This window comes from Thioalkalivibrio sp. AKL19 (assembly GCF_000420165.1).
Taxonomy (GTDB): Bacteria; Pseudomonadota; Gammaproteobacteria; order Ectothiorhodospirales; family Ectothiorhodospiraceae; genus Thioalkalivibrio.
Genome location: NZ_ATUK01000016.1, coordinates 85041 through 103524, shown reverse-complemented (window position 1 = coordinate 103524; position 18484 = coordinate 85041). Strand labels below are relative to the sequence as shown.

Annotated in this window: 17 protein-coding genes; 4 read left to right on the top strand and 13 right to left on the bottom strand. The window is 65.2% G+C overall.

Going from position 1 to position 18484, the window contains the following annotated elements:
* Positions 1-152: 152 nt before the first annotated feature.
* Positions 153-1193, bottom strand: a complete 1041-nt coding sequence (locus F817_RS0112565; protein WP_024327976.1) for a fatty acid desaturase — start codon at positions 1191-1193, stop codon at positions 153-155.
* Positions 1194-1883: 690 nt separating this feature from the next.
* Between F817_RS0112565 and F817_RS0112560 the strand changes: the two genes are divergently transcribed.
* The 3 genes from F817_RS0112560 (at position 1884) to F817_RS0112550 (ending at position 3807) form a co-directional block, all read left to right on the top strand.
* Positions 1884-2501 (top strand): Crp/Fnr family transcriptional regulator, encoded by a 618-nt coding sequence (locus F817_RS0112560; RefSeq protein ID WP_024327975.1) that lies wholly within the window; start codon positions 1884-1886, stop codon positions 2499-2501.
* A gap of 243 nt (positions 2502-2744) precedes the next feature.
* Positions 2745-3065 carry a rhodanese-like domain-containing protein gene (locus F817_RS0112555; protein ID WP_024327974.1) on the top strand — a complete coding sequence of 107 codons (321 nt, stop codon included), beginning with the start codon at positions 2745-2747 and terminating at the stop codon, positions 3063-3065.
* Positions 3066-3078: 13 nt separating this feature from the next.
* Positions 3079-3807: a glycosyltransferase gene (locus tag F817_RS0112550; RefSeq protein WP_024327973.1), complete on the top strand. Its 729-nt coding sequence runs from the start codon at positions 3079-3081 to the stop codon at positions 3805-3807.
* 21 nt (positions 3808-3828) lie between these two features.
* On the opposite strand, the gene F817_RS0112545 is transcribed toward F817_RS0112550, so the two are convergent.
* The 8 genes from F817_RS0112545 to F817_RS0112510 all read right to left on the bottom strand — a co-directional run bounded on the left by F817_RS0112545 (position 3829) and on the right by F817_RS0112510 (position 14485).
* A complete protein-coding gene (locus tag F817_RS0112545) occupies positions 3829-5175 on the bottom strand; it encodes a sigma-54 dependent transcriptional regulator (RefSeq protein ID WP_024327972.1) in 1347 nt (448 codons plus the stop codon).
* Positions 5172-6680: a HAMP domain-containing sensor histidine kinase gene (locus tag F817_RS0112540; RefSeq protein WP_024327971.1), complete on the bottom strand. Its 1509-nt coding sequence runs from the start codon at positions 6678-6680 to the stop codon at positions 5172-5174. The genes F817_RS0112545 and F817_RS0112540 overlap by 4 nt, the downstream gene beginning before the upstream one ends.
* 1 nt (position 6681) lies before the next feature.
* Complete coding sequence (locus F817_RS0112535; RefSeq protein ID WP_231369417.1) at positions 6682-7446, bottom strand: PhnD/SsuA/transferrin family substrate-binding protein; 765 nt, start codon at positions 7444-7446, stop codon at positions 6682-6684.
* 168 nt (positions 7447-7614) lie between these two features.
* Positions 7615-8553 carry a molecular chaperone gene (locus F817_RS0112530; RefSeq protein WP_024327969.1) on the bottom strand — a complete coding sequence of 313 codons (939 nt, stop codon included), beginning with the start codon at positions 8551-8553 and terminating at the stop codon, positions 7615-7617.
* A gap of 139 nt (positions 8554-8692) precedes the next feature.
* A complete protein-coding gene (gene nrfD, locus F817_RS0112525; RefSeq protein WP_024327968.1) occupies positions 8693-9901 on the bottom strand; it encodes an NrfD/PsrC family molybdoenzyme membrane anchor subunit in 1209 nt (402 codons plus the stop codon).
* Between the two features lie 12 nt (positions 9902-9913).
* Complete coding sequence (locus tag F817_RS0112520; RefSeq protein ID WP_369774226.1) at positions 9914-10660, bottom strand: 4Fe-4S dicluster domain-containing protein; 747 nt, start codon at positions 10658-10660, stop codon at positions 9914-9916.
* Between the two features lie 40 nt (positions 10661-10700).
* Positions 10701-13211 (bottom strand): molybdopterin-dependent oxidoreductase, encoded by a 2511-nt coding sequence (locus F817_RS0112515; RefSeq protein ID WP_024327966.1) that lies wholly within the window; start codon positions 13209-13211, stop codon positions 10701-10703.
* Positions 13208-14485, bottom strand: coding sequence for a 4Fe-4S binding protein (locus F817_RS0112510; RefSeq protein ID WP_024327965.1), 1278 nt, complete (start codon positions 14483-14485; stop codon positions 13208-13210). The genes F817_RS0112515 and F817_RS0112510 overlap by 4 nt, the downstream gene beginning before the upstream one ends.
* Positions 14486-15090: 605 nt before the next feature.
* Between F817_RS0112510 and F817_RS0112505 the strand changes: the two genes are divergently transcribed.
* Positions 15091-15579, top strand: coding sequence for a peptidylprolyl isomerase (locus tag F817_RS0112505; RefSeq protein WP_231369416.1), 489 nt, complete (start codon positions 15091-15093; stop codon positions 15577-15579).
* Between the two features lie 242 nt (positions 15580-15821).
* On the opposite strand, the gene F817_RS0112500 is transcribed toward F817_RS0112505, so the two are convergent.
* From F817_RS0112500 to arsB, 4 genes are read right to left on the bottom strand one after another with little or no spacing between them, the layout of a single operon-like run.
* On the bottom strand, positions 15822-16235 hold the full coding sequence (locus F817_RS0112500; RefSeq protein ID WP_024327963.1) for a bacteriohemerythrin: 414 nt from the start codon (positions 16233-16235) through the stop codon (positions 15822-15824).
* A gap of 19 nt (positions 16236-16254) precedes the next feature.
* Positions 16255-17079, bottom strand: coding sequence for a universal stress protein (locus tag F817_RS0112495; protein ID WP_024327962.1), 825 nt, complete (start codon positions 17077-17079; stop codon positions 16255-16257).
* 16 nt (positions 17080-17095) lie between these two features.
* Positions 17096-17389, bottom strand: coding sequence for a CC/Se motif family (seleno)protein (locus F817_RS0112490; RefSeq protein ID WP_024327961.1), 294 nt, complete (start codon positions 17387-17389; stop codon positions 17096-17098).
* Positions 17386-18477: an ACR3 family arsenite efflux transporter gene (gene arsB, locus F817_RS0112485; RefSeq protein WP_024327960.1), complete on the bottom strand. Its 1092-nt coding sequence runs from the start codon at positions 18475-18477 to the stop codon at positions 17386-17388. The genes F817_RS0112490 and arsB overlap by 4 nt, the downstream gene beginning before the upstream one ends.
* Between the last annotated feature and the right edge of the window lie 7 nt (positions 18478-18484).

Genomic DNA, 18484 nt, shown 5'->3' with positions numbered 1-18484 from the left:
AGCCAAAAAACCCCGGGCCCCAACACGGAAGCACTGCCTGGTCGGTCGCTGCGCGGGTTTCGCCGCCTGGATGCCCTCTCCGAGTCGCAGGACCGCCCGTCCCGCCCCCACCGACCAGGCCCGCACCCTGCCGCAACACTCGCGCTGACCCTTCAGGCACGTACCGGCGCCGTCGGCTTGTTCGCGTGCTCGAAGGGGATCAGGCGCTGCCGTTGCTCGTCCCACAGGGCGAGCCGGGCGCCATGGAGGCTTTCCTTCAGCGTCACACGACTGATCGTGCGAAGCTGCGGATAATCCTTCAGCACCTCGGGCAACCGGTAAAAGGGGATGCGGCTGGCGAGATGATGGACGTGGTGGATCCCGATATTCGCGGTCATCCAGCGCAGCGGGGCGGGCAGATCATAATAGGAGCTGCCGTAGAGCGCCGTTTCCTGGAAAGACCACTCCGGATCGCGCGCCCAGCGCGTCTTCTCGAACTGGTGCTGGACATAGAACAGCCAGACGCCGATCGCGCCCGCCAGAACCGCGATCGGCAGATGCACCAGGAGAAAGGTGCCCGCACCCACCAGCCACATCATCGCAACCACGACCAGCGCAATGCCCACATTGGTACCCATGGTGCTCAGCCAGGGCATCCATCCGGCGCGCATGAACCCGACGGGCATGCGGTTGTGCAACAAGAAGAGGTAGACCGGCCCCAGGCCAAACAGGATCAACGGGTGCCGGTACAGCCGGTAACGCAGGCGTTGCGCCGGAGAAAGGGCCTGGTATTCACGCACGCTCAAGGTCTCGATGCTGCCCTCGTCCGCGCGGTCCAGGTTGCCGGAGTGCGCATGGTGTAGAGCATGCGTGTGGCGCCAGAAGTCGTAGGGCGTCAGCGTCACTACGCCCAGGGCCCGGCCGATCCAGGTGTTGGCGCGGCGGGACGGGAAGAACGACCCGTGCCCGCAGTCATGCTGGATCATGAACAGGCGCACGAGAAACGCCGCGGCGGGAATGACCAGCACCAGCCCGAGCCAGTAGCCGGCACTCACGCTTGCCCAGGCCAGAAACCAGAAAAAGCCGAACGGGATCACGGTAACGACCAGTTCAAACACGCTGCGCGCGAGAAGCGGCGTACGATAGGCGTACAGGGCACGCTGTAACGCCCGCGGATCATCGGCGGGTTCGACAATGGCTGCTTGTGGCTCCATGCTGGGGCTCCGTACTGGGCTCGACATCCAGCCTCCGGGTTCGACACCCAGCGCCGGCGAGCCGGTTGATGACACGCGGCCTTCGGTCTCGACACCCCGGTGTCCGAAAGCCGCTCACTTGCCACCTATACTGGAGCCAGGCGCGTTCACCGTATGTTCGGTCCCACACAAAGCCCCCGCGATCCCATGCCGCCTTGCGGCCTCCCGATCGCGAATCGCGCCGCCCATGCACCGCCGAGGCGGCGTTCAGCCGCCTTCATCGCGCCCATCGGACACACACCTTGACCATGGAACCTCGAACCGGCTGTTACGCCGGGGATTTCCGCGACCGGCCCGCCGTGCAGGCTCGGGTGCGCACCCACCCGCGACCCGGGGCGACCCGCATCAGGGCCAATACCCGCCTGAGAACCGCGTTCGAACTCACGTTTCCTGTAAACCGCGCATTGACTGCTGGCATCTGTCCGTCTATTAAAAGGGACACGCGGTGCATCAATTGGAACCATGCACACGTCAGTCCGCGATTCAGAACCGTTGCGATCGCGGCAACCGGGGGGCGTCTATGTGCCGATGGAACCTCAAGGCAGGAGGCCCGGAATGCCGTTCGCCAGTGAATCTCGCGAGAACCAGCTGCTCGCAGCACTTCCGCCAGATGCCTGCGCACAATTCTCCCCGCACCTGGAGGCGGTGCCCATGCCGCTGGGAGAAGTCCTCGCCGAGCCCGGCCACCCGATGCGTTACGCCTACTTTCCCACCACGGCCATCGTGTCCCTCCTCAACGTCATGCAGGACGGCGCAACAACCGAGGTCGCGGTCGTCGGATACGAGGGCATGGTCGGGATCTCGTTGTTCATGGGCGGCGAGAGCACCTCCAGCCGCGCTGTCGTGCATAGCGCCGGGCAAGGATTCCGGATCAAGGCGCAGATCCTGAAAGAGGGGTTCGCGCACGGCGGCGCCATGCAGCTGCTGCTATTGCGCTACACCCAGGCCCTGCTCACGCAGATGGCGCAAACAGCCGTGTGCAATCGCCACCACACGGTGGACCAGCAGCTCTCCCGCTGGCTGCTGCTGAATCTCGACCGCCTGCACACGAACAAGCTCGAAATGACCCAGGAACTGATTGCTCACCTTATGGGCGTGCGCCGGGAAGGCATCACCTGCGCGGCCGGAAAACTGCAAAAAGCGGGCCTGATCGAATATCACCGGGGACATATCACCGTTCTCGACCGGCCAGGGCTGGAGGCATGCGCCTGCGAGTGCTATACGGCGGTCCGCGCGGAATACGGCCGCCTGCTTTCGATGCCATCCTGACCTGGAAGCGAGTCGAACCGCTGAACCGCACCGCCCTTTTCCGAACAACCCGCTCCAAACAGCGCAAGAGGCCACGAGGTTCATGCGCGCCAGCCGCGCACACTCCCGCCTGCCACGGGGACATACATCTGGGGCATCCATCCCAATAATCCGCCTCCCCCTTGGCCCCCCAGCCGCCGTCCTTCTTGCACCGAGACCCACCAAGCCCTAGCGTGTCCCTTTCACTCCGGCCCGGATTGACCGATGCAGCAGATGTCTCCCAGCGAATTGCGGGACTACCTCACCCAGGCGGCCACGGCCCCGACGCTGCTGGATGTACGCGAACCCTGGGAATACCAGCACTGCCACATCGACGGCTCGCAGCTGCTTCCGATGGGCCAGATCCCGACGGCATACCAGGATCTGAACCCGGAGGACGAGATCGTGGTGATCTGTCACCACGGGGTCCGCAGCCAGCAGGTCTGCGGGTTCCTGGCCCGCGTCGGGTTCAAGAACGTCATCAATCTTTCCGGTGGCATCGACGCCTGGGCACGCGAGGTCGACCCCCACATGCCGACCTACTGATCCGGGCCGCTGCGTGGCCCGCGCTCCCGCCCTTTCGGTCGTCATCCCGGCCTGGAACGAGGCCGCGTGGCTGCCACGAACCCTGACGGCGGTTCAGAACGCCCTCTCCGGCCTCGGCCGCGCCAGCGAGATCATCGTGGTGGACAACGCCTCCACCGACGCGACCCCGAAGATTGCACAGCGCGCGGGCTGTCGCGTTGTCTTCGAGCCGGAACGCAGGATCAGCCGCGCCCGCAATGCCGGCGCGGAGGCGGCCAACGGGGGCTACCTGCTGTTCGTGGACGCCGACACCTGGCCAGACCGTGACCTGCTGCAGGCCACGCTGACCGCCCTGGACAGCGGCCAGGTCTGCGGGGGTGGCGCACGGGTGGACTTCGACCACCTCAATCACCGCATCTACCGCTGGGGCGCGCGTACATGGAATGCGCTCTCCGCGCGCCTGGGGCTGGCCGCGGGCTGCTACGTCTTCTGCACCCGCGAGGCCTTCGCGGCGGTCGGCGGCTTCAGCGAGGCCGTGTACGCCGGGGAGGAGGTCTTCCTGTCCCGCGCCTTGCGCCGCTGGGGCCGCAGGCACGGCCAGCACGTCGAGATCCTGGACACGCCCGTCCTGACCTCCGGCCGCAAGGCGGACTGGTTCAACCCCGGGCGCCACATCCTGGTCGTGCTCCAGGTCCTGCTGTTCCCCTGGAGCCTGCGCTCCCGCCATCTCAGCTGGTTCTGGTACACCCGGCCGCGGCGCTGATACGCCGCGGATGGCCGGCCCTCAGGCCTGGCGTCCGCCATCCGCGGACAGTCCCAGGCGCTTCATGCGTTCCCAGAGATTCTTGCGGCTGATGCCCAGGTTGGCCGCCGTGTTGCCAATGTGTCCGTCGTGCAGTTCCAGTGCCCGCTGGATATAGCTCTCCTCGCAGGCCTGAAGGTACTGACTGAGCCGGGCACCTTCGACGTCGGGTCCCGGGGCGGGCTCGTCGCCCGGCTCATCGAACAGGGTATCGGCCTGCAAGCCCGGGCCGGGGCTCATGATGCAGGCCCGCTCGATCGCGTGCTTCAGCTCGCGAATATTGCCGGGCCAGGGGTGACGCAGGAGTGCATTTTCCGCGGTGGGCGTGAGCGTCTTGACCGGCTCGCCGTGTTCCCGCGCATAGCCCTCGAGGAAGCGCCGCACCAGCCACGGGATATCCTCGGGCCGCTCGCGCAACGGCGGAATGCGCAGGTGAATCACGTGGATACGGTAGTACAGGTCCTCGCGGAAGCTGCCTTCCCGGACCATCTGCAGCAGATCGCGATGGGTCGCGCAGATCAGACGCAGCTCCACCGGAATCGGCTTTTCGCCTCCAACGCGCACGATTTGACGCTCCTGGATCGCACGCAGGAGCTTGACCTGCATGACCGGCGGCATGTCACCGACCTCGTCCAGGAACAACGTCCCCCCGTGCGCCTGCTCGAAAACCCCCGGGCGAGCCCGCACCGCTCCGGTGAAGGCCCCCTTTTCGTGACCGAACAATTCGGCCTCCAGCAGGGTTTCGGTCAGCCCACCGCAATTCACCGGCACAAAAGGCTGATCCGAACGCACCGGATCAAGGCGATGCAGCTCGCGTGCGACGGCTTCCTTGCCCGTTCCCGATTCACCCGTAATCAACACGGTGCTCGCCTGTTCCGCGAGCCGCCCCAGAAGCGAGGAGATCCGGCGCATTGCGGCCGAGGTCCCCAGCGTGGTCGCGCCCGAGGCATCCTCACCCTGGCCGGTCGTCAACGCGGCGACCTTGTCCACCAGGGCGTCGAGATCAAACGGCTTGGTGATGTAGTCGGCCGCCCCGCGCTTGAGCAACTCTACGGCGCGGTCCACCGCGCCGTAGGCCGTGATGAACAGCCAGGGCGCCGCGACGCCGTGGGTCTCCTGCCACTCCAGGAAGAGCGCATCGCCATAGCCGTCGCCCAGGCGGATATCGCTCAGCACAACCGCATAGCCGCCCCCCGCCAGTCGTTCCCGGGCCTCGGCAATGCTCCTGGCCCAGTCCACCGCATAGCCCTCCAGTTCGAAGCGATCACACAGCGACTCGCCCATGATCGCATCGTCCTCGATCAGGCACAGGCGCGGACGTTCGTTCATGTGGCATCCCCTTCCGACAGTGGCAGCGTCACCTCGAAGAGCGTCGCCGTCTCGTTGCTTGTCACCTCGATCTGTCCGTCCAGTTGCTGGATCATCTGATAGGTCACCCACAACCCGAGCCCATGACCCTCGCCGCTGCTGTTCGCGAACGGTTCGAACAAATGAGCCATTCGGTCGCGGCTGATGTACTCACCTCCGTTCGAGATGGCGGCGAAAAAGTAGCGATCGTCCGCGCGCAGCGTGCAGGCCACCTCGCCGCCCTCCTCGCTGGCCTGCACCGCATTCAATAGCAGGTTCAGCAACACCTGGCGCACCTGGGACGAAGGCAACGGGATCGGCGCGTCGATCGTATTGTCCCAGACCAGACGGAGCCCCTTGCGCTGGATATCGGGCTGGACCAGAGTGCGGATATCCTGCAGGTCCTCCAGTGTCAGGGCGTGACTTTCCAGGCGCGCCTCGACCAGCAATGCCCCCACCGTACCCTTGATCTGCACAAGCCCGCGCTCCAGCAGCGAGATCGTGCGGTCCGCGACCGGGTCGCGGTCCTCCCCGTGGCGCTTGTAGGTGCTGATCGCGTTCAGCATTCCACCCAGCGGGTTGTTGATCTCGTGCGCGATCCCTGCGGTCAACCGGCCCACGGCCGCCAGCCGTTCGGAGGCCACCATGCTGCGTTCAAGTTCCTGCTTCTCGCGCAACTCGTCCAGCATGCGACGAAAGCGCATGGAGACCTGTCCGATCTCGTCGCGGCCGTCGTACAGATCGCACTGGATGTCGCTGGGGACCTCGCTGCCCACCCGCTGCATGCAGGCGGACAGATGGCTGAGCGGATCGGTCAGGCGCTTGCCCCAGTACCAGCCGAGGGGCAGCAACGCCAGCAGCACCAGGAGCGTGGCCAGGATCACCTGCTCGACAGTGTTGAGAAAGCGGGGAAACAGCAGGTCGTTCGAATAGTTCAGCACCAGCGTGCCCAGCTGCGCGCCGTCCTCGGCGAGGATGGGCACGACCATCGCATAGCGATCCGGCCAGATGTCCCGCGCCACAAAGGGCTCTCCAGCATTGTGCTCCGCGATCCGTCCGGCTAGATCCGCATACTCGCCGCCCATCTGTCCAAGCTGGACCAGCATGGGGTAACGGCGCGGGCGCGAGGCCACGTAAATCGACTGTCCCGTATCCAGCACCAGGATCTCGCGCTGGGAGGGATCCGCTGCACCCCGGTCACCATTGGACGAGGTCACCGGAGCGGGCCCCCCGGCTGCACGGGCCTCGCGTTCCAGCGGGGTCATGATCGTCTCGTAGGCCTGCCAGACATCGTCGCGGGTCAGGGCCGGGGCCAGGGTGCGGGCCAGGACACTCCCCAGGCTGAGCGCGTTGTCGATCATCTCTTCCCGATTGTCCTGATAGGCGCGTGCCAGGAGCGTGATCGACAGAATGATCGCCGTCAGTACGATGACCAGCGTGACGCTGAGCGGCGTCTTGACACGATAGCTGAGATCACGCAGACGCACCTCAGGCACGCTCCACGCGCTGCTGGAGCCGTTCTATCCCCGCGTACAGGCCCTCTTCCGGGTCACGGAAGCCGTCCAGGTAGAACTGGCCGAGCAGTTCCTGCCCGGCCTGCGAATCCGCCATCTCCTTGAGGGCCGTCCTGAACGCGTCGCGCAGGGCGTAGTCCACCTCCGGATAGGCCACCACGGGCGGGAAACCGTAGGTGTCGGAACGCCAGACCACACGCGTCCGGGCGATGAGCTCCGGATGCAAGCGTGCCAGGGCGTCATAGACATAACCGTCCACCGCGCCACCCTGGGCCAGACCTACAGCGACGGCCTCGACCACATTGCGATGGGCCCCGGCGAAAAAACTGCGACGGAAAAACATCTCGGGATCGTGTCCGGCATCCAGTAGCTGCGCCTGGGTGACCAGCCAGCCGGAATTCGAAAGGGGATCCGAATAGGCAAACACCCGCCCCTCGAGATCCTCCAGACCGCGTGTCCAGTCATCCTCCGCCGAGGCAATCAGATACGACTGGTACAAGGGGCGCCCCTCGTAAACCGGCACCAGCAGAATCTCCAGCTGCTGCCGGTAGCGCACGAACGGATATCCGCAAAGCCAGGCAAAATCCACGCGCCCGTTCAGGACCAGTTCGGTAATCTCGCGATACGTTCCGCGTTGAACGAACACGACCTCGCGACCCAACACCTGCTCCAGATACGCCCGCCAGCGGTTCAGGAAGGTCTGATCGTCAAGGAAGACCGGGGTCAAACCGATACGCACGGTCGAGCGCGCAGATGCCGATCGCGGGAAAGCCGGTGCAAGGGTGATCAACCCAAGGAAGTTGCGGCGCTTCATACGACGTACCCAGCCTCCGACGTCACCGTGGTCAACAGCAGTATATCAACGGCTCAACCGGTACCCTTGCCGCCCGGGTACCGGCCCCTCCTTCTACATCAGCTTGCGGGCATTCTCGGGGAGTTTCACCTCCATCCGACCCAGGCCCATCTCACCGTCCCGGCAATCCGTACAAACATACATATGATCCGTCGCGAGACCCCGCTCTTCCAGCTGCCGCACCATCACGGCCAGGTCGCCGCCGGGAACGAACTCGGCGCCGCATACCCGACATTCGGCAGGGGGGATATCACTCTCCCTGTCACGCACGAGCATGCGCACACGTACCTCCTCGTCCTCGGACGGGGTGGATGCTCCCGCCTCCAACGGCTGCGTGTTTACGGGCGTGATTTCATCCAGGCACGCCACCACACGCGATACCAGCGCGCGGAGCACAATGGCCAGTCGTCGATACACCTCGGCGGCAGGGGCGTGCCCCACTGCCTCGTCCAGTTGCCGCTGGAAGTTCGGTAACCACGGACTCAGAAAGCGACCGACAAACTCGCCCGCGTCCGTAGCGATCCGTTCGCGCTCCCGTGGGTCTTCGGCAGCGGCCGCAAGCCCCAGCAGGTAACCCACGAACTGCAATTGCAGGGCCAGATGGTCGGGCAAGTCGCGGAAATCCGGATCCCGTGCCAACCCGTAGCGCTGATAGAACGCCTCCATCTCCACTGTAGACGAGCCCATCAGGCTGCCCTGGAGCTGGATCCCGGCATTCAGCGGCGCAGGAAACGGCGGGGAGAGAAACAACCGGCTGTAGATCCGCAACAGTCCTCCCTCCGCGTCGCCTGTCTCGCGCAGGGCGTCTTGCAGCCCCTGCAGATCACGCTCCTTGGCGAATTCGAGTTCGCTGTTCAGCGCCTGCAGATCTTCGATCAAGGGCCCCTGCATCGCCTCTACTCGAGTGCGATCCCGAGGGGGCAAGAAGGCTTGCCCCAGACAAAGCATGGCCTCGCCAAGCGGCAGCAGGGATTGATTCTCGGTCTTGTTCATGTCGACTCCTCGGTCGCGCCGGTACGACTTCCCGCGAGCGGATTCACCATCGGGGATGCCTCATCCGGACGACAGCAAACAAACACCGGAGGCCCGGGACAATCCCGGCCTCCGGGTCTTTCGGCAAGCCGCATGGGCGTCAGGAACTGGCGGTCGCCTGACGGCCGCTCGCGGCCTCGTCCCCCGCGGTCACCATCGGGCTGTCGGAGAGATTGAACAGACGCTCGCCCAGGCCATACAGCGCGAAGACCAGTGCGATACCCATCACGGTCAGCACCCATTCCGTGGACGACGGGGCATATTCAACCAGGCCGCGCTCCCAGGTCCCCTTGAATAGCGGGACCACCTGGCCACCGACGACGAAGTAGATCCGCTCGATGAAGATCCCGACCAGCACCAGGATGGCGGCCAGCATCTGCACACCCGGCGCGTTGCGCATACCCCGCCCCAGCAGCAGTACGAACGGGAGAAGAATGCCGCCCCACATGGCGAAGTGGAACCAGCCGGAAGCCAGCAGGTAGTCACTCCAAACGACATTGACCTCGGGTGCATTCGCGTACAAGCCGGTCGTCAGCCGTGACAGGAACAGCACCAGCGTGATCCCGGCCAGCGCCAGAAACAGCTTCGGCAGGGGCCCCTCGAGATCCATGCGCAGACCTTCGGGCATACGCGAGCGATTCATGCCGTAGGACAGATAGGTGAAGAACACCAGAGCCGCGACACCCGAGAACGCCGCCGTGGCGTAGAACCAGACCGGCAGGGTCGGATCGAACCAGAACGGCCGCATGCTCATCATTCCGAATACCAGGGCAAGTGTTCCGGCCGCCAGCAGTACGGCGATGAACGACGCGACCCCGACCTGGCGACTGAGCCGACTGGTCCAGTCGCCCCGCTCCATCATCTGGAACTTCCAGGCCATGAAGATCAAGTCGAGCAGGTAGAACACCCCCATCCAGAACATCGCGGACTCGATCTGCAGGTTCAGCGGGATCGCCCAGAGCATGCGGAAGGTGTGGCCGAGTTCCATCGCCAGCACCGCGAGGCCCGCGACCAGCGTGATAATCGCCAGCCAGATGGCCCGCTTGATCAGCGGATAGTACTGCTTGAAGCCGAACACCATGGCCAGTGCCGCAACCAGGGTCAGGCCCGAGGACATCAGGGCGAAATAGACATAGGTGGCGATCGGCAGCCCCCATGCGACATTGGCGTCCATATTGAAGGCCGCGTGGCCCTGCGTAACCAGCGCGAACGCGACGATCGCGAATGTCACGATCGCGATGACGGCCCCGACGACCAGCATGCCCGTCATCAACCCCGTGTTGTTGCGATCAATGGTATCTGCACTCATGACATCTCTCCCTTAGGATTTCGGCTGGAACGCGGGGATACCGGCACCGGCACCGAGGTAGCAGACCTGCGGACGGTTGCCGGTGTGATCCTTCAACCGAATCCCGTTCTTGTTCGCGATCAGCTTGTTCACGTTGCTTTCCGGGTTATCCAGGTCGCCAAAGAACCGTGCCTTGGGGGGGCAGGTCCGCACGCAGGCCGGCACGTAATCGACCAGCTCCGGATCGTCCTCGTCGAGGTCCGGAACACCCTCGGGTGCCTTGCTCACGCGGTGGTAGCAGAAGGTGCACTTCGACACCACGCCTTTCGGCTGGACGCCGATGCCGCGCTTGCGGTCCTGATCCGGACTCTGGCCCGGCGGGTCCCAGAGCTGCCCGCCACTGCCGGGAAAGATCTCCTTGAGGTCCGGCTCCACCAGGGGGGCCTCGTCGGCGAAGAAACGCACGCCATAAGGGCAAGCAATCATGCAGTACTTGCAACCGATGCACTTGTCCCAGTCGATGAACACGATGCCGCCGGCATCGGGATCCTTGTAGGTTGCCCGGGTCGGACAGACGTGCACGCAGGACGGGTCCTCGCACTGCATGCACGGCCGGGGCAGCCACTTCATCTGGCCGCTCGGGTACTCCCCTTCGGTGTAAAACAGCACGTCCTGCCAGTTCTCGCCGGGCAGGGTGTCGTTCTCCATGCCGCAAGCGGTGGTACAGGCCTGGCAGCCCGTACACTTGTCGAGGTCAATGACCATTCCCCACTTTGCCATCTTCTAGTCTCCTGAAATCGTTCGCATCAAGGTGTCGGGCCTAGACCCGTTCCACGTCCACCTTGCCGGTGTAGTAGGCGGCCAGGCCGGAGATCGGATCCGACACGTTGGCGGTAATCTCGTTGGGGTTCCCGGGCGCCACCGAGCGCTCCTGTGCCTCGGCCCAACGACCCTGCGCCCAGTGTCCGTGTTCGTACGGCAGCACAATGGTGTCCGGGCGGGATTGAGGCATGTAGCGGACATAGCCCTCGATGGTCCCGAGATCCGCGGTGATGCGGACTCGGTCGCCATCCCGGATCCCGCGTTCACGTGCCGTACTCGGGTGCATCTCCACGTAGGTGCGATCGTTGCCCCCGACGCTGGGCTGCTGCAGGGCAATGGCATGCGGGATATTGCCGCTACGCCCTTCTGCGGTCATCGGGGTCTTGGGCGTGACGAAATAGAGGTCGCGATTGCCACCCGTATGTTCGGGCGCCACCCATTGCGGGAAGCCGACGCGGTCACGTTCCACCGCCAGATGCTGCGTGATGTAGTCGGCCTTTTCCTCGAGATGCGAGGACTTGAACTCGAACTTGCCGGACTGGGTGCGCAGGAGCTTTTCCCCGACCTCCTCTTCGGACATCTCGCGGTTGTAACCCTGGCCATCCCACTCGAGAAATACGCCCCGGTGCTGTTTCCAGTGATAGGGCTTCTTGTACCAGACCCCCTTCTCGACCCAGGACTCGTAGCTGTCCACGCCGTTATCGCCCGGGTCGTCCTCGAAGCCCCGCGCCAGGTGCCGCAGCAGGTTCTCGACGCTGTCGATCTGGCGGTAATAATCGCCGGTCGGCCCGTTAATGCGCTTGCCGATTTCGATCATCATGTTGCCGAACTCGGTGGTGTCGTAGAGCTTCTCCACCGCCGGCACCCGCAGCGCGGTCATCGGCCAACCCTCGAACGGATAGGTCGGCGAGTCCTGCAAGCGCTCCAGGTAGGTGGATTCGGGCAGGATCAGATCCGCGAACTTCGCCGTTTCCCCCGGATAGGGCGAGGTATCCACCACGAAGATCTCGCTCATCATCTTTTCCCATTCCGGCGCATCCGGCGCGGTCCAGATGGGATTGGTGGTGTAGAACATCGCCATCTTCAGCTTGTAGGGGTCACCGGCGTTATGGTTCCTCGCCGTTTCCTGCATCATGGTTCCCGCGAACGGCCAGCGTTCGGTCCCCGCCATGTCGATCCGCGGATGCTTGCCGGCCATATCGCGCGCGATATCGTCCATGTAATCGTCCGCATCCGCCGGGCCGGAGCCGTAGGACGGCCCCATCTGGTAGAACAGCCCCCCTTCGGCGAACATCGATCCAGACAAGGCATTCAGGGCATGAATGGCCATCCCGTTGTACACACCATTGGTATGCGAAGTCGGGCCGCGTTCGAAGATCGCCATCGCCGGCCGGGTCGTGCCAAATTCGCGCGCGGTCTTGACGATGTCACCGGCAGGAATGCTGGTGATGCCTTCCGCCCATTCGGGGGTGCGATCCTTCAGCTCCGCGTTCCACCATTCGACCAGACCGCGCGTCCACTTCTCGTTGAACAGGTGAGGACTCACCGTCTGCCCCGCACGGAAGCGGTTGCCCCCATCGCCAAAGTCGCCCACGAATTCGCGATCCCAGAGACCTTCGGTCAGCATCACATGGGCAATCGCCAGCGCCAGGGCTCCGTCCGTGCCCGGCTTCACCATCAGGTACCGATCGGCGGCCGCCATGGTCGGGTTCATCCGCACATCGATCGCGGTCACCTGGGTACGCGGGCTCTTGCTGCGCATATGTCCCCATACCTGCATCAGGTAGTTGTAGGGACGGAAGGCCTCCAGGAAACTGGCCCCGAAGGTCAGCAGGTAGTTGGCATTCTTGTAATCGTAGGCGTTGTACGAGTTGTTGCCGTCAGTGGCAGCCTTGGCCCGCTTGGACCCCTCCGCGCACATCGAGGCATGCCCGATGGCGGAGTTCGGCGTACCGACCAGCTGCCCGAACGCGCCGTACAGCCCCGCATCACTCGGTCCCCAGCCACGCCCGTAGAAATGCGCGATCTTGTGCGCCTCCCCGTTCTCGCGCAGTTCATTGATGCGCCTGGCGATCTCGTCATACGCCTCGTCCCAGGAGATCGGTTCCCAGCCAGGATCCTCGTTACGACCCTTTTGCGGGTTGGTACGCCGCATCGGGCCCTTGAAGCGGTCGGGGTCATACAGGAAATAGGTGCCGAGATGCCCCTTGGGGCAGAGCTTCCCGTTCGCGATCGGATTGCCCGGATCGCCGTAGATCGAGGTCACACGCCCGTTATGGGTGTACACGTTGATTCCGCACCGCGCCGGGCACTGGTGACAAATGTTCTTGGTCATGCGGGCGTCCGCAAAGGTCGCCGCGCTCGCGGTACTGGTCACACCCGCCGATCCCGCGGCGGCCGTGAATCCGGCCAGTTTGCCCATGCCGGCAACCCCCGCCACGGCCCCGGTCGCCCCGGTGGCCTGCAGAAATCGCCTGCGGTTCAGCATCTTTTCCAGGATGGCTTTCATAGATTCTCCTCCACTCCCTTCAGCTCTTCTCGTGGCCCCGTGCCGGCGCGGCCCGGAGATGTTTCATCGCGACCCGGGGCGACCGCGTCGTCCCGGGGGTGCTCGGCGGGCTTTCCGAACAGCAGTTCATACCCGCCATCCGCCAGTAGCCCGTATTTCTTCGCACAGGACGCGCAGAGCCCCTCTTCCCGATTACCGGGGCAGAACGCCCGGCATTCGCGGCAGTACTGATGCGCATGCCGGATCAGCGGCCCGGACACACCGTCCCGGGGTGCCAGTTCCAGCGCCCGTTCCGGGCAGACCCGGACGCACAACTCGCACGCGATGCAATCGGCGGGATCGAAATCGAGTCCACTCCCGTTCCCGTCGTTGACCACCCGGAGCGCACCGGTCGGACAAAGCGACGCGCATACGCGCTGGTTGCAGCAACGCGATTCGTCCATACCGAGGCGGGGAGAAAGCGACGCCGGAACCGTGTTGGCGAACGTCTGTACCGCCCGCGACAGTCGCTGGCGCGGCAGCGCCGCGATCTTGTCCACGAGGGGACGCGTTTCCGCTGCGCCCTCCGCGGGGGAATCCAGACCGGCGCCGCCCAGTGCCCCACCCGCGGAACGGCCCGCCATCTGCCGGAACAACTCACGTCGGCCGAGGCGGGTCTCGCATTCGGGCAGCGGGATCGACTTGCTCGCCGCCCGACGCGCCGGCAACGGCCGATCCTCTACCCGGGGCCAGCGCTGCGGCGGTGCCCCGGCCGACTCCAGGGCAGACGCGGCTACCGCCACCGACGCCGCCATCGGGGCAGTCTTGCCCCCGGCGGGACAGGACTCGCACCACCCGCGATTGACCAGTACGAGGGGTGCATCACGCAGGGCCGACAACTCGGCCAGGGTGCCGCTGTCCAGGCCCGCGAGACAGGGGACACGCAATGACCCGCTGTCCATGGCTTCGCGCGGCACACGCCAGCATTCGACGGGCAACTCCGCGGCGCTGTCCTCCACCGGACCGTCCAGGGTCTCGGAACGCGGGAATCCGCTCACACGCAGGGCCCCCGTGGGGCAGGCCGCGGCGCACTGGCCACAGCGCAGGCAGGTGTCCGCAAGCGAAAGTGTTCCCCTTGCGGCTTGCAACGCGTCCACCGGACAGGCTTCGGCGCACTCGCCGCACCGCGACAATGGCGAACGACCCGGGAGGCAATCGGAAGCCAGAAACGCGACCTCCGGCACATCCGGATGCAGGCGCTCGTAGGCAAGCTGTGGTGTGGCGGTTTCCCGCATTCAATCCCCCGCTGGACGAAACCGGCGCCGCAGAATCGCGGCGCCCCATGCAAGCCGGTTCAGGGCCCGCATTACGGCTTTTTTGAATCCTTGAGCAAGGGGTGTGCCAGCGCACATACAACGCCGCGTGTTGGCCCCATGGCGCGCCACTCCGAGCCATCGTCGAGCCCGCGAGGCGGGAAGATGTTACCCATCGGTAACATCTTCCCGCGCCAGACTCGGAAAGGGTTACCGGTGGGTAACATGGATCCGGTCACCCTCACGTCCCCGACAAGCCCATCCCGGAAATCCCCGTCCCGGCCGGCGCCTCCATACCCACCGCATGAGGCCTTGAGGCCCCCACAGCGCCCGTGGGAAACACCCCGGTCGTCCTTCATGGCCCGATGGTTGCTAGCAAGGAATACAGGCGTAGGACTCGAGGTCCGCACGCGACCGTGCATCTCAGGCGTGCTTCCAACGCCACCTCTGTTGGGCCGGCCTTGCGCCGGCCCTTTTTTATTGGCCTTGTTGGGAAGGCGGGACGTTCTTGCCAAAGGTGCACACGGAAAGCTGTGGGCGAGACGCCGAGAAACTCCAGACTATTGTTCGCATGGGAGAGAGATAACGTGATACCGGCAACCATTACGCGCGGCCAGGTCGTGACGCTGCTGTACACGGTTCACGACGATGCCGACGGCACACCGCTGGACGAATGGCTGAAACATCCCGCAGACGAGCCGATACGCTATGTGCATGGCCAGGAGGACGCCGGGCTGCCCGGTCTGGCGCCCGCTTTACAGGGGATGCAGGCGGGAGAGCGTGGTGAACTCACCATTCCGCCGGTACTTGCCTACGGCGAACACCGGCCCGAATTGGTCTTCGAAGCGGTACGCGAGAATCTGCCCGACAACGTCGCACTGGAACCCGGCCAGCGGCTCTACAGTCGTGGCGAACAGAATGTCTTTCAACTGAAGGTCGTTCGCCTTACCGAAAAGGGCGCGATACTGGATGGAAATCACCCGCTGGCCGGGCGAACCCTGCGCGTGCAGTACCAGATCCTGCAAGTGGGGGACGCCGACGACAGCCCGCCCCACCGCACGGCGACCGTCGACTAGCTCCCAGGCGCTGGCACCAACGCCTTCTCCCCACGTCCGGGGTCCATCGCTCCCCCGTCATGGCGAGGATCCAAAGGCGCCGAAGCATCCGAGCGCGAAGCGCGTTGAATGGCCGACGACCAGCCCGAAGGGCGAGCGAGCAAACACCCTCCAAGCGGGCGATACGCTTGTTCGCAAACGCCCGTGGTGTCGGACGGAGATTGCTTCGTCGCTGCGCTCCTCGCAATGACGAGGAAAAACGCCTACGCGTTGGCCCTTTGGGCAAACTGCGCCAGCAGCGCGTCCATGGTGGTGAAGTGGCGCTGGTACCAGGGGATGATCTCGTCATCCAGCGCGGATGCGACTTCGGCGCCCTGAACCGAGCCGTCCTCCAGCCCGGCCAGAAGCGCCTCCCAGCGAGCCAGATGGGCGGCATGCTCCTGACGGTGGTAGTCGGTCTGCGGAAAACCGATCCGCTCCATCAGCGCGTCCTCGCGGGCGAAGTGTTCGCGGTTACACTCGACAAAGGCCGCAAACGCCTCGCGCAGGCGGGCGTCGTCCCCCGCCGCCCGGGCCTCGCCCACCCGCTCCAGCAACCTTGCCGCCTCCTGGTGATCCTCGTTCATGAAGGCCTGTTCCAGCTCGGGCACCTTCAGCGGGCGTTGTGCATCCGTCATGGTCCTGTCCTCCTTGCGTTCAATCGTGGCTCGGTACCAGTAGCGTCAGGCGCCGGGCCTGGCGGCACACGGCCTCGGCGGTACTGCCCAGCAACCGATCGGTAACCGGGTTGCGCCCGCGCTTGCCGATAATCAGCAGGTCGGCGCCCTTTTCCTCCGCGACCCGCCCGATCTCGACCGAAGGCTTGCCCTGGCCCAGGAGTACGGTGTCAAACCCGGGCTCGCCGACCTGTTTCGCCAGCTGCGCCAAATGGGCCTCGATCGTCGCACGCTCGCTCTCGCGCTCCGGCTCAGCATCCCAGCGCCCGACGCAGACGACCACCCCGCGCCGACACCGGGGCAACACCTGGAGAAATGCGGCCGTCGCCGCGGCAGCGGCCCTGGAACCATCGGTCGCCAGGAGCGGCCGACACACCGGCGCGCAATCCAGCTCGACATCCCCATCGGTGGGCGCCAGCAGCAAGGGGCGCCGCGCGCGACGCGCCAGATCCAGCACCGTACTGCCGAGGAACAGGTCACGCAGTGTGCCGTGCCCGTGGCTGCCCGCCAGGATCACGCCGGCGCCGCGTTCTGCGGCGATGCGTTCCAGCTCGGTCACCACATTCCCGACCCCGACCGCCGTGTCCGCATCCAAGCCCTGCTCGCGAACGGTCGCCGCGATCCTGTCCAGACGCTCTTCGTAGTAGGGCCCATGCCCCACCTCGGGTGCCTGGGTATATCCCTCGGCCAGGACATGAGCCAGGGTCAGGCGCCGGCAACCCAGGGCCCGCAGACGATCGAGTTGGTTCTCCAGCCGGGCCCAGGCCGGCGAGAAGTCCACCGCCACCAGAATGTGTTCAAACATCGTTCGCCCCCGGCATTCAATCGTGCCTTTGCCCCATTTCGCCTTCCACCACCAAACGGCGCCAGCGAAACAGGCCGTCGATGTCAATTCGGTAGGGCCCCGGACCCAGACCCTCGGCCACATGGACCCGGACTCCCTCGATCTCACGCACCGTGTAGCCGTCGGCCCGGCGGGGCGCGCCGGGCTCGGCCACTGGAACCGCCGCCTGGCCGCCACAACAACCGTGGCGCGTGGACCATCGCAGCACCACCTCGCCGCCCTGCCCGGCCAGCCACTCGCGCGCGGCGTCGGTCAGGGTGATCGCGGTCATGCCGATCTCGCCTCGGTGTCCGCCGGGAACCAGTGGCGGGTGCGATTGGCGATGCGCACCAGCGCCAGCATCAGCGGCACCTCGACCAGCACACCCACCACGGTCACCAACGCCGCCCCCGACTGCAGGCCGAACATCGCGATCGCCGCGGCCACCGCCAGCTCGAAGAAGTTGCTCGCGCCGATCATCGCGCCGGGGGCGGCCACCGCGTGCCGCACGCGCCACGCCTTCGCCCAGTAATAGGCGATGTAGAACACCAGGAAGGTCTGGATGATCAGCGGGATCGCGATCAGCACGATATGCCCCGGGTTCTCCAGGATGCGCTCGCCCTGGAAGGCGAACAGCAGGACCAGCGTCACCAGCAGGCCGATCGGCGTGACCGGGCCCAGACGCTTCATGAACACGTTGTCGAACCACTCGATGCCCTTTTTGCGGATCAGCCAGATGCGCGTCAGGTAGCCGGCGACGAACGGAATGACGATGTACAGCAGCACCGACAGCGCGACGGTGTCCCAGGGCACGTGGATGTTCGACACGCCCAGCAGGAGCACCACGATGGGGGCAAAGGCGAACAGCATGATGATGTCGTTCACCGCCACCTGCACCAGCGTGTAGGGGGCATCCCCGCGGGTCAGGTAGCTCCAGACGAACACCATCGCGGTACACGGCGCCGCGCCCAGCAGGATCGCCCCGGCCAGGTACTCGCGCCCCAGGTCTTCCGGGATCCAGGCGGCATACACCACCATGAAGAAGAACCAGGCGATCGCGAACATGGTGAACGGCTTGATCAGCCAGTTCACCGAGGTGGTAATGGCCAGGCCCTTCGGCTCCCGGCGCACGCCGAGGATGGCGGAGAAGTCGATCTGCACCATCATCGGGTAGATCATCGCCCAGATCAGGATGGCCACCGGGATGGAGACCTGGGCATATTCCCACTGCGACAGCGTTTCCGGCACCACCGGCAGGAACTGCCCCAGGGCGACGCCCGCCACGATGCACAGCGCCACCCACACGCTCAGGTAGCGCTCGAAGATGCCCATGCCTTCCTTCGTCGAGATCTCCTCGACGGAGGCGTTCCGGTCGGTCATTGCTTTC